Below are 20,064 nucleotides of genomic sequence, written 5' to 3'. Positions count from 1 at the left end.
CAGAGTCAAATGCGACTTGAGTGAGATGTTATCCCTAGTGATTAAGCCGGAGGAAAGCCTGTGAAGCTGGATCTGTTGCGTCTGGAGAACTTCCGCTGTTACGCAGATCTGGAAGTCCCCTTGCATTCACAGCTAACCGTATTGGTGGCTGAAAATGGCCAGGGCAAATCAACCCTGTTGGATGCTATTCGTATCGCGCTCTGGCCCTTTGTCAATAGCTTCGACCTCGCACGTAATGCATTCAATGACCCTGGTAACGCTATCGCTATTGATGACGTGCGCCTGTTGCGTCTGACCAGTGGAGATATGGCCCGGCAGTTACCAGCTCGGGTAACTATGTCTGGAGACTTTGGTAGCGGGGCAGTCTCTACATGGGTTCGCTATCGAGATAAAGAAGCCAGAGCTACCAAGACCAAGGATGACGGTGATACCGGGTTTATGCGGCAGTGGGCTGGTGCTGTCCAGGATCAAATCCGAGACCCGGAAAAGCCGACTTTGGATCTGCCGGTATTTGGCTACTACGGTACTGGGCGGCTCTGGGCGCAGAAGCGCCTGACTGAAAATTTGAAAGGCAAAGATGACACTCGCGAAACCGACTTTTATGTCCGCACATTCGCCTACCTGAACTGCCTGGATCCGGCCTCATCCTACAAGCACTTCAAGGAATGGTTCATCTGGGCATTTCAGAGTCTGCGCGAACAGCAAATTCGCCAGCTTGAAAGGCGCGCACGTGTTGAGGAACTGCAGGCTGCAGAAGATCGTGTTCGTGTTGTCCAGCAAGCCATCGATAGCTTTCTCAGTACGACGACCGGATGGCACCAGTTGGAATTCAGCGTAACTCAGGAAAGCTCGTTGGTACTCAGCCATGACCTACATGGCACCTTGGATGTTGACCAACTCAGCGATGGCATCCGAAGTGTGCTAGCCATGATCGGTGATATCGCCTATCGCTGTATCAAACTCAACCCTCATCTGGGGGGCGATGCAGCAAGGCAAACACGCGGCGTGGTGCTGATCGACGAAGTGGACATGCACCTGCACCCACGTTGGCAGCAAATCATCCTTACCCAATTGCGAGAAGTATTCCCGCAAATCCAGTTCGTTATAACCACTCATAGCCCGCAAGTGTTGACGTCCGTGCCTTCCGAGTGCATCCGCATACTGAAGGACAATAAGGTCTATTCCGCGCCACCAGGCACCGAAGGCTCGGAGCCGGAGCGTATGCTTCGGCAGGTGCTGGGTCTTGATGAAGTACGTCCTCCAGCCAGCCTTGCGACTCAAGAGTTGAAGGAGTACCTGGCGTTGGTTGATAGAGACCAGTGGAGTAGTCCGCGAGCTCTGGAACTGCGCAAAAAGCTAGATGAGCGCTATCAGGGGCAGGAGCCAGCACTGCTTGATGCTGATCTTCAGATTGAGAATCGTAAGTGGGAGTTGGGTGAATGAAGCAAGTCATTAGGCTTGATGAACCCGATGAGCTGGCGGGGTATCGTGCAGGGAATTTGCGGAGTACTTGGGATCAGATGCGGGGCGACGCAACTGGTCGAACTGCGTACGAGGCTATCCGGTTTCGCTTAGTCAATGGGCAGGGCGGACTGTGTGGCTACTGTGAAATTGACATCCGCGACAATGATTCACTTAAGTGTCGAGTGGAGCATTTTCATCCCAAATCGGATACCGCGACGGCCCATAATTGGGCACTTGATTGGCAGAACATGATCGCAGTCTGCATGGGCGGATCTCAGCGCCATGTGCCGGCGCCCTATGCGCTAGATCCGTTACCGTCCAACCTCAGTTGTGATGCCTACAAGGATCAGATGATTGGAACTGGCAAGCTTGCTGAAAGCTGCGAGGGCTGGGTCATCAATCCAACAAATTTACCTTCTTTCCCAAGCCTGTTTTTCCTGGAGAGAAGTACAGGACGATTGCTTCCCGATGAGCAGGCCTGTGCCCGCACGGCGCTGCCGGGGAACAAGCACCCTAGTACCCAGGAGTTGGTGCAGCACACAATCGATATGCTCAATCTCAATTGCGTTCGCTTGTGTGAGGCGCGCTTACGTGTTCACTGGGATATAGAACGCAATAAGAAGAGCTTGCGCCTTCAGAACATTCGTCCTGAGGAAGCCTTGCGCTCACTTGCGGAGCGCTATTACCGTCAACGTTGGCCGGGTTTTTTTACCACCATTCGTTTTTGTCTGGGCACTACTGCCGAGCAGTACCTGAGTGATATTGGGTTTCGAGTGTAAGCGGCTAACGAACCGGATATTGAGGATAACTATGGTTTCGCGATTGCAGCGGAGTAGTGGCGTATGAACCGTCAAACCGTATTCAAACTAGGTCCATGGTAATCAAGGGGTCGGTCATGCGGTAGCCCATCGCTTTGTAACCTGCTTGGCGCTTATCCCACATTCTCATTAGCGCGGCACTGCCCTCGTCAACGAAGTCGATCACTCGCACGTCGGCTTTGTCGGCATGTGACCGATGCAATCGTCCTGCATATTGCTGGAGGATTCCCTTCCATGAGATGGGCATTGCCAGCACCAGCGTGTCCAATGGCGGATGATCGAAGCCTTCACCGACTAGTTTCCCCGTCGCCAACAGTACTCGTGGTGCATCCGGGGCAAGGCACTCAAGCTCATGCATACGGGCAATTCGTTGTTTTTTAGGCATTCGCCCATGAAGTGTGAAAAGGTTATTCACGCGCTGCTTCAACTCAAGCTCCAAGGTATCCACATGCTCCGTCCGTTCTGTTAGAACTAGAATTTTTCTACCTTGGCTGTATGCCAGTTCGATCTCCGAGACGATTTTGGCTGTCCGCTCAGAGTCGCTTGCTAACTTCCGGAAAACGTCTTGGATTCCAGAACCGTCAGGGACCACAACTGGCTTTGGTAGCAGTCTGGGCACGACAGATAGATCATGAGGTGCGCTCGCCGGTCGAGCAGCAGAGTGTCGGATCGGTCCGCATTGCATGAAAATTATTGGTTGTTGCCCATCTCGTCGCACTGGGGTTGCCGTGAGGCCCAGCACGTATCGCGCAGTCGTGGTTCTCAGTAGTGCCTCGAATGACACTGCTGACAAGTGATGACACTCATCGACGATAATTTGTCCGTAGTTTTTAACGTGATCGCTGATCTCACCTTTTCGCGATAACGATTGCATTACGGCAATATCGATGATGCCTGTAGGTTTTGCTTTTCCGCCCCCAATCGTTCCAACCACACCCTTGCCAACACCCAAGAACGCTTGCACGCGTTCTTGCCACTGTCTTAATAATTCGGTCCGATGCACAAGTATTAATGTATTAACGCCACGTCTAGCAATCAATGCAGCTGCGCTGACCGTTTTGCCGAACGCCGTAGGTGCGCAAAGAATTCCGGTATCATGATTCAGCATTTTGCCGATGGCATCTTCCTGGTCTGGACGCAAGGTCCCGAGGAAACTCACGTCAATCGGGTCACCGGCGAAGCGTTCATCTTGAAACTCAGGGGAGATGCCATTTACCCCTAGCAGCTCCAGTGCAGCATCCAGGCAGCCACGTGGCAGCGCAATATGTTTGGGGAAGTTCTGGGCGCAACCGATTATTCTCGGCTTGTTCCACACCGACATGCGCATGGCTTGAGCTTTGTAGAATTCGGGATTTTGAAACGCGGCTAGCCGGACAAGCTGGTTTGCTAATGGTTGCGGCAACGCCGACTTTTCAAAGTAAATCATGTTAGCCAGCGTGACGTTGATAGAGGCTGGCAATGGGCACGTCAATTTTGGTGACTTTGACTCACGAGCCTTCCAAGGTTCTGCATCGCCGTCGTCGTCAACATACATGACTCCTGTAGGGTCCTGCTTCCCAATCGCTTGGGTGACAACGAACGGAATATCCTCCGGAGGCATTTTCTGAACCGATGCTAAGAAGGCCCACTGATCGAGATAAGGTTCAAGCTCGCTGTCGACAAAAACGCTGTTGTTGTGAGCTCTGGCTCGCTTTTGCAATGGAAGCGCGATGAGATTTCCGAAGCCGCCTTTAGGCATGTAGTCCTGATTTGGGAACAACCGATCATAAGAAGTGAGTGCCAATTGGCGTGTACGTTCACATGCATGGCTGATGATTGCCGCACCAAGACGTCGGGCATCATGAGCGGGAACACTTTGCTTGAAGAAAATCCAGCAATGAGCGCCTTTACCTGAACGGGATATTTCCAGTGCCATTGGTACGTTCAGTTCATGACACGACTGAGCGAAGGCTCGTGCATCATCACGCCATTCGGCTTCATCAAAGTCGACCGCCAGAAGATAGCAGGTGTCATCCGGGAGCAGGGGGTAGATGCCAATAACCACTTCACCAGCTAGATGGCGATAAACGACCTCATCGGTGAGAGGAAGTAGCTGACGATTACCGCAGTCCCCGCATTTAATTCGGGGCTTTTCACAAACGCCAGGTTTCCATTCATTTGCGCAGGCGGGTGTGTATCCTGATTTGCCTGCCTTGCTTTCCCAGCGAATTGGATAAACGTCTGTCCTACCACGAAACAAGCTCCGGAATAGGGCAAGCTTTGCTTCTGTGCCGAATTGTTGTGTGTGTTCTGCTTGAACAACCTCGATCTTGACTGGCTCGGCCGGCAGACGCCAATCGATGCCATGAGCATCCAGCAAGGCGACCAATCTTGCATTCTCAGCCTTTAGCTTCGCCACCAGGCTAGTATCTATCACCGTCTTCAGCCTCTACGTCCCAGGTGAAGCTTGTAGCCTCTCGCTACAATCCTCAGTGAACCAGTAAGCGTAGAGGTTACCAAACAATAGCCCTTGCGATGACGAGGTGTCCAACTTCAGGTTTTCGTGAAGCTTGAATGGGGCCGGCTTCGCTAGTCTTGGGACTGACCTTCCACCCACCTCGCGTTTCAACTACAGCCATGATCTGTGTCCTCTCTTAGCTAGCCTGAAGTCCATCCTCACGTCATCCCGCCAAGAATGCTGAGTGTTATCAGGGATCAAGGCCCCTGCGACCTGTGAGGGTGTCCACTGACGCGGGACTGGCGGCTCCTTACGACCAAGAGCAAGGGCATCTCATGATCTGGCCTCCTGAGCACCGATAGCGGTGGGCGGCTGGAGGCTGCACTGGCTGACGAGACCAGCGCCGCGAGATCCTGAGCCACAAGCAAGCAGCAATGCGATGACCGGGGCATGCCTGACTGTCAGTCAGGTGCAGTCCATTCCCTGGGCTGCGGCACCATCATCTACAGCGCTGTTGCTGGTGACATCGGCGTTTGTCACGCCGATTGTCACGAGGGGGATTGCCGCAAAGCCATGTGCGATCAGGGCTGCAGCAGTGTCAGGAGCGCCCGTCTCTTTTCTGGAAAAAGAAACGGGCGCAAGTTGGCGCAAGAATCGGAGGTTGCTGCAGGACAGCGCAGTACGGTGTAGCTGGCGCACGAGGGCCATGAGGTTAAAGAGCACCCATCACCGGGAAGGTGACCGGGCGAGCTGCCGGATGCTAATCGCCCTTGGGAGAACCACCGCATAAAGCGGCGTGACCTTGAAGGTTCGGGTCACCTGGGTGCTGCCAGCGGCAGCGCTTCGAGGCTTCTTTCTAGCGCCGGTGGGATGGCTGGGTCAATCAAGTTAGGCACTGCTCATTGCGCCAAAATTCGATAGCGGAAAGAGGTAGCCGTGAGTGGTGGTGAGTGGACGATGGGCGGTTTGTCGCCTTCTTGATGCGAGCCCCTGTGCATGGGAATGCGGAGCCTTCCTATGCGCAGGGACTTTGACTGAAAAGCCGTCGTTCACGTCGTACCACGGCGACAGTCGCCACCGATGTCGCCTGCTGCCGGCCAAGTCGCACGTGGGATGTCGCCAGTGTCGCCGCTGTCGCCACACCGTGGACGCGTCATTATCGGGCCATGCTCTTGGTGATCGGCGTAATATTCGTTTCCCCGCGCATCCATGCGTCGAGCATATCTGCCCACTGCTGCATCATGACTGTGCGATCTGCCAAGTATTCCGCCTGATTGTAGGTGCGTCGCACCGCGTTCGGTTCAGCATGGGCAAGTTGACGCTCAATCCAATCTCCCGGATAGCCCAATTCATTGAGGCGGGTGCTCCCCGTGGTCCTGGTGGCATGAGGGCTGTACTTCCCACTCCAGCCCAGGGATTTCAGCATCTGGCGAAACGACGCCGCGACCATGGGTTTCGAGCGTTCATCTCGATGGGGGAAGAGGTGTTCGTATTTGCCAGTGACGGTTTGCAAGCCTCGTAACATTGCGACAGCCTGAGTTGGCAGGGGCACGTTGTGCTCTTTACGCTTCTTCATTCGCTCGGCCGGGATACGCCAGCGAGCTGCATCCAGGTCGAACTCTGCCCAGCGGGCTTCGACTGCTTCATTGGGTCTGCATAGCGTCAGCCACATCAGGCGAAAGGCGATTTCTGTTTCATGACGCCCGCAGTGGCCTTCCACGTCGCGTAAAAGCTGGCCAATTTCATCGGTTGTTAGCGGACGTTTGTGCTGAGTTTTGTTAGCGGGCAGGGCGCGGCGGACTGGATAGACCGGGTCTGTATCTGCTCGCAGCGTCGAGACGGCGAGTTCGAAAATACCGGACATGCTCCGTTTAGCCGCCGCAGCGACCGTCAGGCCGTTTTTCTTGGCGGAAGTAGTGAGCACATCAAGGATGTGGGCGGGGGTAATGCTCTTGATCGGCCACGGACCAATCTTCGGGAACACTACGCGTTCGAGCATTTCCAGACGCTTGACCTTGGTGATGTCTTCCCAGTCTTTGAGTGCCAGCCACTCCCGCGCGACCGCCTCGAATGTAGTGGCGTTGTCTTGCTGCTGCTTGATGCGTAGCAGTTGTCGATGTCTGGCGGGATTGATGCCTTGTTTCACCAGGTCTCGGGCCTTGAGACGTTCTTCGCGTGCTTCTGCCAGGGTAAAGCGTCGACCTTTACGACGTGCCAGGGCGTCTTCATCACTCTCGCCACGGGACGCAATGGCATAGTCACCCACCGCGAAGGTGCTTTCCTTGGTGGTGTCTGTGATACGGATACTGAATCGGTAGCGCCACGCTTTGGTGCCGTTGGGTTTGACCTCGAGATACAGGCCTTTTCCATCCGTGAGTTTATAAGGTTTGTCCTTGGGCTTCGCGGTGCGGCATTGGGTATCAGTAAGCATCGTCTGATCTCCGGTTTTCGCCATACCCGGTTTTTGAAATCGGGTTATGGGCGTCGTACCCGGAAGAGTAGTCAACGAACGCTCGGATCTCAATGGATGAAAATGGTGGCCCAAAAACACAAAACCCCCGTATCGCCTGGCGATCACGGGGGTTTTGAAGTCTTTCAAGTACCGTGGAATTCCACGGCATCCATCAGACGTTGAAGCGGAAGTGCATCACGTCGCCATCTTTGACGATGTAGTCCTTGCCTTCCAGGCGCCACTTACCAGCTTCCTTGGCACCGCTTTCACCCTTGAACTGGATGAAGTCGTCATAGGCCACGACTTCAGCGCGGATGAAGCCTTTTTCGAAGTCGGTGTGGATAACCCCGGCCGCCTGGGGTGCGGTGGCGCCCACGCGTACGGTCCAGGCGCGAACTTCCTGCACGCCAGCAGTGAAGTAGGTCTGCAGGTTGAGCAGTTCGTAACCGGCGCGGATCACGCGGTTCAGGCCTGGCTCTTCCAGACCCAGGGCCTCGAGGAACATGTCTTTCTCTTCGCCATCGTCGAGCTCGGCGATTTCTGCTTCGATCTTGTTGCACACCGGCACCACGACCGCGCCTTCTTCCTCGGCAATGGCCTTGACCACGTCCAGGTGCGGGTTGTTGTCGAAGCCGTCTTCGGCGACGTTGGCGATGTACATCACCGGCTTGCTGGTCAGCAGGTGGAAGCCGCGGATGACCGCCTTGTCTTCGGCGCCCATGTTCTTCATCAGGCTGCGTGCCGGCTTGCCTTCGGTGAAGTGCGGGATCAGCTGCTCGAGGATGGCCTTCTGTGCCAGCGCTTCTTTGTCACCGCCCTTGGCATTGCGTGCGACCTTCTGCAGTTGCTTCTCGCAGCTGTCCAGGTCAGCGAAGATCAGTTCGAGGTCGATGATCTCGATGTCACGCTTGGGGTCCACACTGTTGGAAACGTGGATCACGTTCTCGTCTTCGAAGCAGCGGACCACATGGGCAATGGCGTCGGTCTCGCGGATGTTGGCGAGGAACTTGTTGCCCAGGCCTTCGCCTTTCGATGCACCGGCCACCAGGCCGGCAATGTCGACGAACTCCATGGTGGTCGGCAGGATGCGGTTCGGCTTGACGATTTCAGCCAGCGCAGCCAGGCGCGCGTCGGGCATCGGCACGATGCCGCTGTTCGGCTCGATAGTGCAGAAAGGGAAGTTCTCCGCCGCGATGCCAGATTTGGTCAAGGCGTTGAACAGGGTGGACTTGCCGACGTTGGGCAGGCCGACGATGCCGCAATTGAAACCCATGGGTATTCCCCTCTCTAAAGGAAATCAGGCCTTCTGGCTGTGCAGTTCGCGCATCGCCTTGGCGAAATCGCCGGCAAGCACGTCCGGCAGCACGCCGAGGGCAAAATCGATGCTGGCGTCGAGCTTCTCCTGCTCGGCGCGCGGCGCGCGGCCCAGGACGAAGTTGGAGACCAGTTTGGCGTCGCCCGGGTGGCCGATGCCAAGCCGCAGGCGGTGGAAGTCGTTCTGGTTGCCGAGCTGCGCGATGATGTCGCGCAGGCCGTTGTGCCCCCCATGACCGCCGCCGCGCTTGAGCTTGGCAACGCCCGGGGGCAGGTCGAGTTCGTCGTGCGCCACCAGGATCGCTTCCGGCTTGATGCGGAAGAAATTGGCCAAGGCCGCCACGGCCTGGCCGCTACGGTTCATGTAGGTGGTGGGGATCAACAAACGAACGTCGTTGCCCTGATGGCTGAACTTAGCCGTCAGGCCGAAATATTTTTTGTCAGCGGTCAGCGAAACACGCTGGGCGCTGGCAATGCGTTCAACGAAAAGAGCCCCTGCGTTATGCCGGGTCTGTTCGTATTCGGGGCCGGGGTTACCCAGGCCGACGATCAACTGGATGGCGGTCACGTCAGGGGCTCTTCCTTGGAGTTGGTGGGCTACAGTGCGCGCGGCACTGTAACCCGATCAACGCCGGCGTGCGAGTGGATTACTCGGCAGCGCCTTCTTCAGCAGCTTCGGCGGAAACGCGCGGAGCGTGAACGTTGGCAACAGCTTTGTCATCACCGTGGGCCAGAGCGACGAACTCTACGCCTTTCGGAGCTTTCAGGTCCGACAGGTGGATGATGGTGCCGATTTCAGCGTTGGCCAGGTCGACTTCGATGAACTCTGGCAGGTCTTTGGCTTCGCAGGAAACTTCGATCTGCGATTCAACGTGCGAAACTTCGCCGCCTTTCTTGACCGGTGCTTCTTCGTTGATGAAGTGCACTGGAACAACAGCGGTCAGCTTCTGGCCAGCTACGACGCGAACGAAGTCGGCGTGCATGATGAAACCTTTGGCTGGGTGACGCTGCATGGCCTTGACCACGACGTTCTGCTTGGCGCCGTCGACGTTCAGTTCGATAACGTGGCTGAAGGCAGCTTCGTTTTCGAACAGTTTGGCGATTTCCTTGGCCACGATGGTCAGGGACTGGGCTTCTTTATCGCCACCGTAAACTACGGCAGGGATGCTGGCGGAGTGACGCAGGCGGCGGCTCGCACCTTTCCCCAGGTCAGTACGCGCTTGGGCGTTCAGGATGAAATCGGTCATTTTACTTCTCCAAAATAGCCTCCCGAATGGCGTTTGCGACCAGCGCCAGACGGGGATGGCAAAAAAGCCCCGCCCCAACACAGGTTGGGGCGGGGCGCTTCATATCAACACGGGTTCCGCTTAGCGGAACATCGCGCTGATCGATTCTTCGTTGCTGATACGGCGTACCGCTTCAGCGACAACCGGTGCGATATCCAGCTGGCGGATACGGTCACAGGCTTGAGCAGCGGCGGACAGCGGTACGGTGTTGGTCACCACCAGCTCGTCCAGTACCGACTTCTCGATGTTCTCGATCGCGCGGCCCGACAGGACAGGGTGCGTGCAATAGGCATAAACCTTGGCAGCGCCGTGTTCTTTCAGGGCTTTGGCCGCGTGGCACAGGGTGCCGGCGGTGTCGACCATGTCGTCTACCAGGATGCAGGTGCGCCCTTCGACGTCGCCGATGATGTGCATGACCTCGGAGTGGTTAGCCTTTTCACGGCGTTTGTCGATGATACCCAGGTCGACACCCAGGGACTTGGCGACGGCGCGTGCGCGCACAACACCACCGATGTCCGGGGATACGATCATGAGGTTCTCGAAACGCTGGTCTTCGATGTCGTCTACCAGTACGGGCGAGCCGTAGATGTTGTCGACGGGGATATCGAAGAAGCCTTGGATCTGGTCAGCGTGCAGATCGACAGTGAGTACACGGTCGATACCAACGACAGTGAGCATGTCAGCGACGACTTTGGCGCTGATGGCTACACGTGCCGAACGCGGACGGCGGTCCTGGCGGGCATATCCGAAGTAAGGAATCACGGCGGTGATTCGGGATGCTGAGGAGCGGCGGAAGGCGTCGGCCATCACTACCAGTTCCATCAGGTTATCGTTGGTCGGGGCACAGGTCGGCTGAATAATGAAAACGTCTTTACCGCGAACATTTTCATTGATCTCAGTGCTGATCTCGCCGTCGGAGAATTTACCGACAGAGACGTCACCGAGAGGGATATGCAGCTGACGTACTACACGCCGAGCTAGATCGGGGTTAGCGTTCCCCGTAAAGACCATCATCTTGGACACGCGCAGTACCTGGAGGCTGAGGGTATACCTGGATGAGTATAAGGAAAATGGCAGGGGCGGCTGGATTCGAACCAACGCATGGCAGGATCAAAACCTGCTGCCTTACCGCTTGGCGACGCCCCTGTATCTGTTGCTTGCGAACGCTTATGCGCCCGACTTCTTGACCAGACTTTGCAGCTTGCGATGCAACATCGAAACATTGCTTCCTTTCGCCACAAACCCTGTTTGGATCGCTGAAAGAAGGGCCAGAACTTTATCAGCTTCGGCTTTGCTTGGGAAGGCCCCAAACACACAGCTTCCAGTGCCGGTTAATCGAGCTTCGGTGAATTTTCCCAGTGAATTCAACGCATTGCGAACTTCTGGGTGATTCTGCTCTACCACCGGTTGGCAGTCATTTCGACTGTTTCCCTTGGGAACGGGGCGCATCTTAAGGGGCAGTGAATCACGTGTCAACTGCGGATGTGAAAAAATTTCTGCTGTGCTGACAGACACTTGCGGCACCAGCACGACATACCAGGGTTCTTCCGGGTCGACCGGGGTCAGCTGTTCGCCCACGCCCTGGGCGAAGGCTGCATGGCCGCGCACGAATACCGGTACATCCGCCCCCAGGCTCAGGCCCAGGGCGGCCAGGCGGTCTTCGTCCCAATCCAGCTGCCACAGGTGGGCGAGGGCCAGCAGGGTGGTGGCAGCATCCGAACTGCCGCCGCCGATACCGCCACCCATGGGCAGGACCTTGGTCAGCCAGATGTCCGCACCCAATGGGGTACCTGATTGCGCTTGTAGCTTGCGCGCAGCACGCACGATCAGGTTGCTGTCGTGCGGCACCGCCTCGACAGGGGTATGCAAGTGAATCACGCCGTCATCGCGCAGGGCGAAGTGCAGTTCGTCGCCGTGGTCGAGAAACTGAAACACCGTTTCCAGCTCGTGGTAACCGTCGGCGCGGCGGCCAATGATGTGCAGCCACAGGTTGAGCTTGGCCGGTGCCGGCAGGGTCAGGGTGTGCATGGGCTCACTGCCCCAGCTGGCGCGGCTGCCAGTCCTTGATCACCAGGGTCACTTCCAGGTCCTGGCCGTGCAGCTTCAGGCGCTCGGGCAGCCAGTAGCCGTTCTGCTCGGTGTAGCTCAGGTACTGCACCTGCCAGCCATCCTGGTCGAGGGTGGCCAGGCGGCTGTCGCCGTCAAGGCTCAGTGTGCTCTTGCTGTCAGGGGCGGGCAGGCCGCGTACCCACCACACCAGGTGCGAGACCGGCAATCGCCAGCCCAGTTGCTCTTCCAGCAGGGCTTCGGGGCTGGGGGCTTCGTAGCGGCCCTGGTTGGCCACTTCCAGCACCACGCCGCCGGGGCGACCGGTGAGGCGGGCGGCACCTCGGCCCAGCGGGCCGGCCAGGCGAATGTCGTAGTAATCCTGGCGTTGCAGCCAGAACAGCGTGCCGCTGCCCGAATCGCGCGGTGCGCGGATGCCGACCTTGCCGTTGATCTGCCAGCCGTCGAGGCTGCTCAGTTGCTCTTTATGGGCGCGCCACTGCTGTGGGTCGCCATGGCCCTGCAGGGCCTCGCGGCTTTCAAAGCCGGCGCAGCCGGCGAGCAGGGCGATCAGGGTGAAGGTAATGCAATGGCGCAAAAACATGGCGTTAAAGGGTCTCGGATCCGGTCAGGCGCAGGAGGGTCTTGCGCAGGAGGGGGCTGTCGGGCTGGGCATCGAAGCCCTTGGCCCAGACCTGGCGGGCTTCGCGGCGTTTGCCGTTGGCCCACAGCACTTCGCCCAGGTGGGCGGCCACTTCGTGGTCGGGGAAGTTGGCAAACGCCTGGCGCAGGTAGGTTTCAGCCGCGTCGAGGTTACCCAGGCGGTAATTCACCCAGCCCAGGCTGTCGAGCACTGCCGGGTCGTCGGGGGTCAGCTGGTGGGCCTTTTCGATCAGCGTCCGGGCCTCGGCGTAGCGGGTTGTGCGGTCGGCCAGGGTGTAGCCCAGGGCATTCAGGGCCATGGCGTTTTCCGGCTCGCGGGCGATGATCGCGCGCAGGTCTTGTTCCATCTGCGCCAGGTCGTCGCGTTTTTCGGCCAGCATGGCGCGGGTGTAAAGCAGGTTGAGGTCGTCCGGGTAGCGCTGTATGGCCTGTTGCAGCACCTGGTTGGCCTGGGCGTCCTTGTTGTTGTTGCTGTAGCTTTCCGATTCGATCAGGTACAGCTGGATGGCGTAGTCCGGCTGCGCTTCGCGGGCCTCGGCAAGCAGGCGCGAGGCCTCGCTGCCACGGCCGTTGGCGATCAGAATGTCGGCCTGGCGCAGTTGCGCCGGCAGGTAGTCGGGGCCCGGGCCGACCAGGGCGTATTCACGCAGGGCGCCTGCGGGGTCGTGGCGCTCTTCGCGGATACGGCCCAGGTTGAGGCGCGCGGCGTCGACGTTGCTGTCGCGTTCGACCAGTTCCTGCAGGTAGCCCTCGGCCTCGTCCCAGTCTTTGTTCTCCAGGCACACCAGGGCCAGGGAGTAGCGCAGTTCGTCGTCGTCGGGGTATTGCTGGACCAGGCTGAGGAATTCGCCCTTGGCATCGGCGATACGGTCCTGCTCGACCAGGGTGCGGGCGTAGGTCAGGCGCAGGCGTTTGTCGTCCGGGTTGTCGCGAATGGCCCCGCGCAGCAGGGGCAGGGCCTCGGGGCCGCGGTCCAGTGCCTGAAGCAGGCGGGCGCGCAGCAGGATCGGGGCAATTTCGCCATTTTGCGGGGGGTGTGACTCGAGCAGTTCCAACGCCTCTTCGGGCTTGTTGTCCTGGTTCAGCAGCAGGGCCTTGCCGAACACCAGTTGGCTGTTGTCCGGGTACTTGACCAGCAGGCGGTCGAAGCTTTGCAGCAGGCCGTCGCGGGTGCTCTGGTCAGTCTCGGCTGCCGACAGGGCGAGGAAATCGAAGTGGGTGTCGCCTTGGCCCTGCAGCACCTTTTCCATGTACGTCATGGAATCGTCGTAGCGGCCGGCGCGGGCTAGTTGGATGGCGGCGGCGCGCTGGGCGTCGAGGTTCTGCGGGTCGTTGCGCGCCCAGACCAGTGCGTTGTCCAGGGCCGGCTCGTCGGCGCCGAGGTACTCGGCGATGCGATAGGCGCGTTCGGAAACCCCTGGGTCCTGGGTTTTCTCGGCCTGGTCGGTGTAGTTGGCCAGGGCGATGTCGAAGCGGTTGCGCTGGCCGGCCAGTTCCGCCACCAGCAGGCTGTAGAGCGTGTCTTGTTTGAACGATCCATACACCACGGGCTTCTCGGCCTCAGCCTTGGCGGCATCGGCAACGGGAGGCTCGGCCTTTTGCGGGGCCAGGCTCTGGCAGCCCTGGAGCAGGGCGAAGGCAAGCAGCAATGCGTATGGTTTGTTCATAGAAGGCTTAATAGGAGGACTCACCGGCGGTCGCAGCATGATGACACAAGCGCGGGGGCAAACCCACCTGTGTGGTGTCTGGTTAACTGCGACCTTTGTGGTGGGAGAGGGTTCCGTGATGTGGTGGCTGTGCCGAGTGTTTGGCTTGGGTTTTTTGGCGGTTTATGAGATCGAGCGCAGATGGTGTAAAGGCGGCCACCCGCGAAGCGCACCACTGCGTGGCGTTTACCCCAGAGCAGATGGTAGACGCCCTGCTGTAGCTCTCCGGCTGACGTTATTCTCTCGCTACCAACTGCGGCTTGGGTCCAGGGTATGCAGCCAAATGCGGAATAGAATAAGTGCTCCGATAAGTGTTGGGTGCATAGCCCCTAAGACGATCAGGGTGCGCTTCATGCGTATAGGGAAGCTCGTGACCTCATCAAGGTCAACTAAGCCTTTCCGTGCATATATCTTTGGTACTGTTAGCAGTATTGATATTGAGAGTGTGCGCATTACCTTGCCAATAAGGCCTGCTTGTGAAAAGGTTTTCTTATTTCCGCTTACGAATGCGCTATTCGGTAGTAGTGATTCGATCCTGCCAAGATGATAGGTTGATATGTAGAGGGATGCGCAAAGCGTGATGATCATGGCGGCCAAAATTATAAATGCAACAATGCCCACAGCAGTGCTCATTGGGTGCCTACCTTTTCATACAGTACTTCGCCGAGCGCTTCCCCTACAGCACCGCCAAGCATGTTTCCTCCCGTGGCTCCCGCAGCCCCACCAATAACAGCGCAGAGGAGTGCGCCTGTACCGGCTGTTGGCACGCCAAGAGCGAGACAAGTACTAGTGGCAATATTTCCACCGTAGCTTGCTGCTATCCCTCCCCCGGCGACACTGCCTGTCAAGGAAGATCCATGGGCGTATTTAGCTCTTCTACACTCATTATCGCGGCCAGCGGTACAGGTTTTTGTAGGAAATTTCCCCTCGTTACGTTGCCACGTCAGGTTTCGATTCGGGGCAAGTCGTATCGGCATGAAGTCATAGATAACGCGACAGCATCAAGGCAATGAACAAGGTGATGTGAATAATCCATAGGATTAACAAAATGCGCTTTTCGCGGAGGGGGGAGTTTTTTACTTCCTCAATTTCAGCGTAACCCCTGTAAATGAAGATTTTGGGTATAGCCAACAGTGTTGCAATCTGGCCGGTTCTTATTGTTTTGCCCAAGAGTCCGGCGTGCTGGTAATTTTTGATGTTGTCAGATACGAGGCGAGAGGTGGGGAGGAAAGATTCAAAATGCTCGGTGTATTTGTGTGAAATAATAATTTGCGCGCTAGCGGCAATTAACATTGCTGTAATCAGGATCAGCGCGATCAGTCCTGGCTCTATGTTAGTCATTTTGAGAACTCGTGATACAAAAAGTCACCTAATACCTCGCCTTTTTTTTCTGCGAAATCACCGGCTAACTTCGCCCCGGCAGTGCCACCGATGACCGCGCAGGTGAGTGCCCTAGTCCGGCAGTCCCTACTCCTAGTGCCGGATACTGCGGGTGCAACAATATTCCCTCCTAGATAACCGCCTACAGCGCTACCAGCCAGGCCTCCAGCTAATGATGCAGAGTTTACATATGCGGCTCGCTTCAAGCATGGCGAATTTATAGACCGGTTACTGCTATGTTAAGCATTATGCTAATATAGGTTCACGCATATGCTATTGGCGCTGTTATTAGCAATAACAACGGGAGCGTTTGCTCGAGCTTCAATACTGGTTTTCAAAGGGTTTGGTAGTGATCAGCAGCATATAGGCATGCCCTAAATAATAGCAGTGTGAGAAAAAGTGCTAAGCACATAATGACGAGTCTGCTAAGTAATTTTTTTATGCGGGCCGGTAGTTGGTTTACTTCATTAATGTCTATCAGGCCTTTACGTGCATAGGCTTTTGGGGAGACTAACATTAAAGATATTGTCCCGAATCGAAAAACTTTTCCGATAAAGCCAAGTTCAGCGTATGTTTTTCTGTTCTCACTGATCAGCTTGCAGTTGGGTAGCAGCGATTCAATGTGTTCAGTCAGGCGATGGGACAAATATAGCGTTATCGACATGGATATGAAGATCGCGGTGATAAGGAGGGCGAACACCGCTCCCAAAATTTCATGAGCTGTGGTCACTTTATCACCCGTTCGTAGAATAAATCTCCCATGAATTTTCCACCATCGCTTCCGAACTTCCCGCCTAGCATCCCCCCAAAGGCTCCGCCCGCTACACCGCAAGCGATAGCTCCAGGCCCGCCCGATACGGTTCCGAGAACCACGCCGCAAGCTGCTACGCCAACTATGTTGCCTGCATATGCGCCAACTACGCCTCCACCTACGCCACCTGCCAATGAACTACTCTCCACAATTTTAGCTCTTCTGCACTCTTCCTCTCTCCCTTCCGTGCAGGCTTTATTGATTGATAGACCTGTACTCGAAACTTCCAGTGCAATGCCTAAATAAGTTCCTTTTTTTATCAGGTTAGCAGCCTTGCTCACACCGGCAACCTTATCCGCATACCCTGCAATCTCACCCGTATGCAAATAGCTTTTCGTGGAAATGGCTAGCATTCTTTTGATGGAGCCATTGTTGCGCAAGCCTGAGCCGAACGCCGCCAACCTGCGCAACTGCTCATCCAGCTTCGTGAAAAGCCCCGCCCGCTTGGCGTAAAACTGCTCGCGGGCTTTGAGGGACCCTGAGCTCATGTGCTCTCTATGCAGCGTCTCGATTTCCAGCAAGGTGTCTTGAATCGCTTTGAGATACTTGCTCCAACTATCGCTTACCACGCCCGTGCCCATGGACGCATGGGCGAGCAGACTCTTCAACTGCTCGAAATTGTCTACGAAAAACTCATCGGCACCCTGGCCGCTATGCATCAACCCCATATGGGGCACGGTAGCCTTCGACATCAAATACGCCTCCTGACTGGTACAGGAAGGCGTTGACCAGTCACCGACGATCACCAGTTCGCCGCTTCTGACCACGCTGTTGCAAATGTGCGAATTCAGGATGTCGAACTTGCTGGCCGAATGCCCAGTCAGCGCAAGGCCGGCCTTGAGGGTGTGGTAGTTCTGCATCCTGGGGTTGATGAACGCACGGGCTTCAGACATGGCGACCCCCTCAGGCGTACTTCTTGTTTCCGATCCGGTCCCACCCGCCAGCGATGTTGCCGCCGCCGGAGCCGTCAATGCGTTTTTGCTGGGTATAGGTGGTTTTGATTCTCCCGTAATCGAGCTGCACCACCTCTATCGGTACTCCATCGGCGGCGCTTTGGGTGTAGTCGGCAATGATCACTTCTTCGAGAATGATTTCGTAATATTTGAGCTTGTCGCCGCCCGCGCGGCAGAGTGCGAGTTTAACTTCCTTGAGATGTTGGCCTGCGCAGCTGGCTTCCATCAATTTGCAACTGGCACTGTCGAGAAACTTGGTGAAGGTGAAATGGCTGACGGCCGTGCGGCCTGATGTGGCGCCACCGGCAGAGCTTGCGGTGGCTGAAGTGCTTTGGCTTACACCGAATTGGTAACCTGTGACTTCGATCCATTTGTTGTATTTTTCGTCCAAGGCCTCGCCTGGGATATCATCGATTTTTATATAAGCGTCAAAAGCCATGCTTACCTCTCTTTGGTAATCATTGTCAGGTTTTAATTTTCTGGTGAGGAACCAAATCCAGATCAGTGATGGGAAAGGCTAGGCATTGAAATTGGGTGAGGCAACAGCTGGAGCTGCAATTCAGAAATGGACTACAAGTCGATGGAAAAAATCGACACAGATATGTCGAAAAAAGTAATTCACATGAACTTTTGCAGGAAAGATCCCCTCGTTACGTTGTCACGTCGGGTTTCCATTCGGTCAAGCCAGTGCGTCTGTAGTGTGCCGCTGCTTCAGTGGCGTAGCGTGCTTCGGTTTTTGCTTCTAAGCACGCGGTAGTTCAGGCGCCGCACATTGCGGCTTCAGGAGGCCGAGCGAAGGGCATGCGGAGGGAGATGAGGGGCATGGATGTCCGTCAAGCGCTGAGGTCCATGGTGATAATCCTGGCACGGGGGCTGCAGGATCCGAGGCTGGAATCACAGGTCAGGCGGGCGTGCAGCCGGCGATAGCCGCCGCGCTATCAGCGCAATAGCGAACGGTGGTTGTCCTGAAACCTGCGAAAGAGGACAATTATCGGCTTCCTGTCACAACCAGCGACTTCGCATGGCCTTTCTTGCACTCGGTATCAACCATAAGACTGCCTCGGTAGACGTACGCGAGCGCGTGGCGTTTACCCCAGAGCAGCTGGTAGACGCCCTGCAGCAGCTCTGCCGACTGACGTCCAGCCGCGAAGCGGCGATTCTGTCGACGTGCAACCGCAGTGAACTCTATATAGAGCAGGACCACCTGTCCGCCGACGCCGTACTCAAATGGCTGGCTGATTACCACCGCCTCAGCCTCGACGAACTGCGCGCCAGTGCCTACGTGCACGAAGAGCACGACGCTGTGAAGCACATGATGCGCGTGGCCTCGGGCCTCGACTCGCTGGTGCTCGGCGAGCCCCAGATCCTCGGCCAGATGAAGTCTGCCTACGCCGTGGCCCGCGAAGCCGGTACCGTCGGGCCGTTGCTCGGGCGCCTGTTCCAGGCCACCTTCAGTGCTGCCAAACAGGTGCGTACCGACACCGCCATTGGCGAGAACCCGGTGTCGGTGGCCTTTGCCGCCGTCAGCCTGGCCAAGCAGATCTTCGCCGACCTGGGGCGTAGCCAGGCCCTGCTGATCGGCGCCGGCGAAACCATCACCCTGGTCGCCCGCCACCTGCATGAGCAGGGCGTGCGCCGCATCGTGGTGGCCAACCGCACCCTGGAGCGCGCCAGCATCCTGGCCGAACAGTTCGGTGCGCATGCCGTTCTGCTGGCCGATATCCCCCAGGAACTGGCCAACAGCGACATCGTCATCAGCTCCACTGCCAGCCAGTTGCCGATCCTTGGCAAAGGCGCGGTCGAAAGTGCGCTGAAGCAGCGCCGGCACAAACCGATCTTCATGGTCGACATCGCCGTGCCCCGCGATATCGAAACCGAGGTCGGTGAGCTCGATGACGTCTACCTCTACACCGTCGATGACCTGCACGATGTGGTGGCGGAAAACCTCAAGAGCCGCCAAGGCGCGGCCCAGGCTGCCGAAGAACTGGTGACAGTCGGCGCCGAAGACTTCATGCTGCGCCTGCGTGAGCTGGCTGCCGTGGATGTGCTCAAGGCCTATCGCCAGCAAAGCGAGCGCCTGCGCGACGAAGAACTGCAAAAGGCCCAGCGCCTGCTGGCCAACGGCGGCAACCCCGAGGACGTACTGGCTCAATTGGCCCGGGGCCTGACCAACAAACTCCTGCATGCGCCCAGCGTGCAGTTGAAAAAGCTCTCGGCCGAGGGGCGCGTCGATGCGCTGGCCATGGCCCAGGAACTCTTTGCCCTCAACGAGGGCTCGACGGACAAAACCCCGCAATGAAAGCGTCGCTGCTGAACAAACTGGAAATTCTCCAGGACCGCTTCGAAGAACTCACCGCCTTGCTCGGCGATGCCGAGGTCATTTCCGACCAGACGCGCTTTCGCGCGTATTCCCGTGAGTACGCCGAGGTCGAGCCGGTCTATGCTGCCTATAAAGAGTGGCGCAAAGTCCAGGACGACCTCGAAGGTGCCCAGGCGCTGCTCAAGGACAGTGACCCGGACATGCGCGAAATGGCCGTGGAAGAAGTGCGTGAAGCCAAGGAGCAGTTGCTGACGCTCGAGGCGCAGCTGCAGCGCATGCTGCTGCCCAAGGACCCGAATGATGGCCGCAACGTGTTCCTCGAGATCCGCGCCGGCACCGGTGGCGACGAGGCCGCGATCTTCTCGGGTGACCTGTTCCGCATGTACTCGCGTTACGCCGAAAAGCGTGGCTGGC

General features: G+C 57.1%; 16 protein-coding genes and 1 tRNA gene. 4 read left to right on the top strand and 13 right to left on the bottom strand.

Annotated elements, in window-relative coordinates:
* The first annotated feature begins 60 nt into the window (after positions 1 to 60).
* Together APH30_RS10130 and APH30_RS10125 are read left to right on the top strand one after the other, a co-directional pair.
* Positions 61 to 1,443: an AAA family ATPase gene (locus tag APH30_RS10130; protein WP_054912439.1), complete on the top strand. Its 1,383-nt coding sequence runs from the start codon at positions 61 to 63 to the stop codon at positions 1,441 to 1,443.
* Positions 1,440 to 2,243 (top strand): retron system putative HNH endonuclease, encoded by an 804-nt coding sequence (locus APH30_RS10125; RefSeq protein ID WP_054912438.1) that lies wholly within the window; start codon positions 1,440 to 1,442, stop codon positions 2,241 to 2,243. The genes APH30_RS10130 and APH30_RS10125 overlap by 4 nt, the downstream gene beginning before the upstream one ends.
* 82 nt (positions 2,244 to 2,325) lie before the next feature.
* Here the strand turns inward: APH30_RS10125 and APH30_RS10120 are convergent, their stop codons facing one another.
* The 13 genes from APH30_RS10120 to APH30_RS10060 all read right to left on the bottom strand — a co-directional run bounded on the left by APH30_RS10120 (position 2,326) and on the right by APH30_RS10060 (position 17,769).
* Positions 2,326 to 4,698, bottom strand: coding sequence for a DEAD/DEAH box helicase family protein (locus APH30_RS10120; protein ID WP_054912437.1), 2,373 nt, complete (start codon positions 4,696 to 4,698; stop codon positions 2,326 to 2,328).
* Positions 4,699 to 5,875: 1,177 nt separating this feature from the next.
* Entirely contained in the window at positions 5,876 to 7,150 is a 1,275-nt protein-coding gene (locus APH30_RS10115) for a tyrosine-type recombinase/integrase (RefSeq protein WP_054912436.1), read from the bottom strand.
* Between the two features lie 193 nt (positions 7,151 to 7,343).
* Positions 7,344 to 8,444 (bottom strand): redox-regulated ATPase YchF, encoded by a 1,101-nt coding sequence (gene ychF, locus APH30_RS10110; RefSeq protein WP_009686182.1) that lies wholly within the window; start codon positions 8,442 to 8,444, stop codon positions 7,344 to 7,346.
* A 24-nt stretch (positions 8,445 to 8,468) separates the two neighbouring features.
* Positions 8,469 to 9,053: an aminoacyl-tRNA hydrolase gene (gene pth, locus APH30_RS10105; protein ID WP_009686183.1), complete on the bottom strand. Its 585-nt coding sequence runs from the start codon at positions 9,051 to 9,053 to the stop codon at positions 8,469 to 8,471.
* Positions 9,054 to 9,132: 79 nt separating this feature from the next.
* A complete protein-coding gene (locus tag APH30_RS10100; RefSeq protein ID WP_009686184.1) occupies positions 9,133 to 9,732 on the bottom strand; it encodes a 50S ribosomal protein L25/general stress protein Ctc in 600 nt (199 codons plus the stop codon).
* A 120-nt stretch (positions 9,733 to 9,852) separates the two neighbouring features.
* Positions 9,853 to 10,794, bottom strand: coding sequence for a ribose-phosphate pyrophosphokinase (locus tag APH30_RS10095; RefSeq protein ID WP_003247410.1), 942 nt, complete (start codon positions 10,792 to 10,794; stop codon positions 9,853 to 9,855).
* 48 nt (positions 10,795 to 10,842) lie between these two features.
* Positions 10,843 to 10,917, bottom strand: a tRNA-Gln gene (locus tag APH30_RS10090).
* A gap of 21 nt (positions 10,918 to 10,938) precedes the next feature.
* Complete coding sequence (gene ispE, locus APH30_RS10085) at positions 10,939 to 11,799, bottom strand: 4-(cytidine 5'-diphospho)-2-C-methyl-D-erythritol kinase (RefSeq protein ID WP_054912435.1); 861 nt, start codon at positions 11,797 to 11,799, stop codon at positions 10,939 to 10,941.
* A 4-nt stretch (positions 11,800 to 11,803) separates the two neighbouring features.
* Complete coding sequence (gene lolB / locus APH30_RS10080; protein WP_054912434.1) at positions 11,804 to 12,421, bottom strand: lipoprotein insertase outer membrane protein LolB; 618 nt, start codon at positions 12,419 to 12,421, stop codon at positions 11,804 to 11,806.
* A gap of 4 nt (positions 12,422 to 12,425) precedes the next feature.
* Positions 12,426 to 14,147: a tetratricopeptide repeat protein gene (locus tag APH30_RS10075; RefSeq protein ID WP_054912433.1), complete on the bottom strand. Its 1,722-nt coding sequence runs from the start codon at positions 14,145 to 14,147 to the stop codon at positions 12,426 to 12,428.
* Positions 14,148 to 15,167: 1,020 nt separating this feature from the next.
* Positions 15,168 to 15,527: a hypothetical protein gene (locus APH30_RS10070; protein WP_054912432.1), complete on the bottom strand. Its 360-nt coding sequence runs from the start codon at positions 15,525 to 15,527 to the stop codon at positions 15,168 to 15,170.
* Between the two features lie 765 nt (positions 15,528 to 16,292).
* Entirely contained in the window at positions 16,293 to 17,270 is a 978-nt protein-coding gene (locus APH30_RS10065) for a hypothetical protein (RefSeq protein WP_054912431.1), read from the bottom strand.
* Positions 17,271 to 17,280: 10 nt separating this feature from the next.
* On the bottom strand, positions 17,281 to 17,769 hold the full coding sequence (locus APH30_RS10060; protein ID WP_054912430.1) for a type VI secretion system tube protein Hcp: 489 nt from the start codon (positions 17,767 to 17,769) through the stop codon (positions 17,281 to 17,283).
* A 582-nt stretch (positions 17,770 to 18,351) separates the two neighbouring features.
* On the opposite strand from APH30_RS10060, the gene hemA reads away from it, so the two are divergent.
* Together hemA and APH30_RS10050 are read left to right on the top strand one after the other, a co-directional pair.
* A complete protein-coding gene (hemA, locus tag APH30_RS10055; RefSeq protein ID WP_009682968.1) occupies positions 18,352 to 19,629 on the top strand; it encodes a glutamyl-tRNA reductase in 1,278 nt (425 codons plus the stop codon).
* The coding region (locus tag APH30_RS10050; protein ID WP_156326423.1) for a PCRF domain-containing protein at positions 19,626 to 20,064 on the top strand (439 nt) is incomplete at its 3' end. The genes hemA and APH30_RS10050, both read left to right, overlap by 4 nt.

Origin of the sequence: Pseudomonas sp. NBRC 111127 (genome assembly GCF_001320345.1) — a bacterium.
Classification (GTDB): domain Bacteria; phylum Pseudomonadota; class Gammaproteobacteria; order Pseudomonadales; family Pseudomonadaceae; genus Aquipseudomonas; species Aquipseudomonas juntendi.
This window is presented reverse-complemented; position numbering and strand designations above follow the sequence as displayed.

Excerpts from the sequence above, each read along its gene's own strand:
- APH30_RS10125 (WP_054912438.1), top strand. The coding sequence starts at position 1,440 with ATGAAGCAAGTCATTAGGCTTGATGAACCCGATGAGCTGGCGGGGTAT.
- APH30_RS10115 (WP_054912436.1), bottom strand. The coding sequence starts at position 7,150 with ATGCTTACTGATACCCAATGCCGCACCGCGAAGCCCAAGGACAAACCT.
- ychF (WP_009686182.1), bottom strand. The coding sequence starts at position 8,444 with ATGGGTTTCAATTGCGGCATCGTCGGCCTGCCCAACGTCGGCAAGTCC.
- APH30_RS10100 (WP_009686184.1), bottom strand. The coding sequence starts at position 9,732 with ATGACCGATTTCATCCTGAACGCCCAAGCGCGTACTGACCTGGGGAAA.
- ispE (WP_054912435.1), bottom strand. The coding sequence starts at position 11,799 with ATGCACACCCTGACCCTGCCGGCACCGGCCAAGCTCAACCTGTGGCTG.
- lolB (WP_054912434.1), bottom strand. The coding sequence starts at position 12,421 with ATGTTTTTGCGCCATTGCATTACCTTCACCCTGATCGCCCTGCTCGCC.
- APH30_RS10075 (WP_054912433.1), bottom strand. The coding sequence starts at position 14,147 with ATGAACAAACCATACGCATTGCTGCTTGCCTTCGCCCTGCTCCAGGGC.
- APH30_RS10070 (WP_054912432.1), bottom strand. The coding sequence starts at position 15,527 with ATGACTAACATAGAGCCAGGACTGATCGCGCTGATCCTGATTACAGCA.
- APH30_RS10065 (WP_054912431.1), bottom strand. The coding sequence starts at position 17,270 with ATGTCTGAAGCCCGTGCGTTCATCAACCCCAGGATGCAGAACTACCAC.
- APH30_RS10060 (WP_054912430.1), bottom strand. The coding sequence starts at position 17,769 with ATGGCTTTTGACGCTTATATAAAAATCGATGATATCCCAGGCGAGGCC.
- hemA (WP_009682968.1), top strand. The coding sequence starts at position 18,352 with ATGGCCTTTCTTGCACTCGGTATCAACCATAAGACTGCCTCGGTAGAC.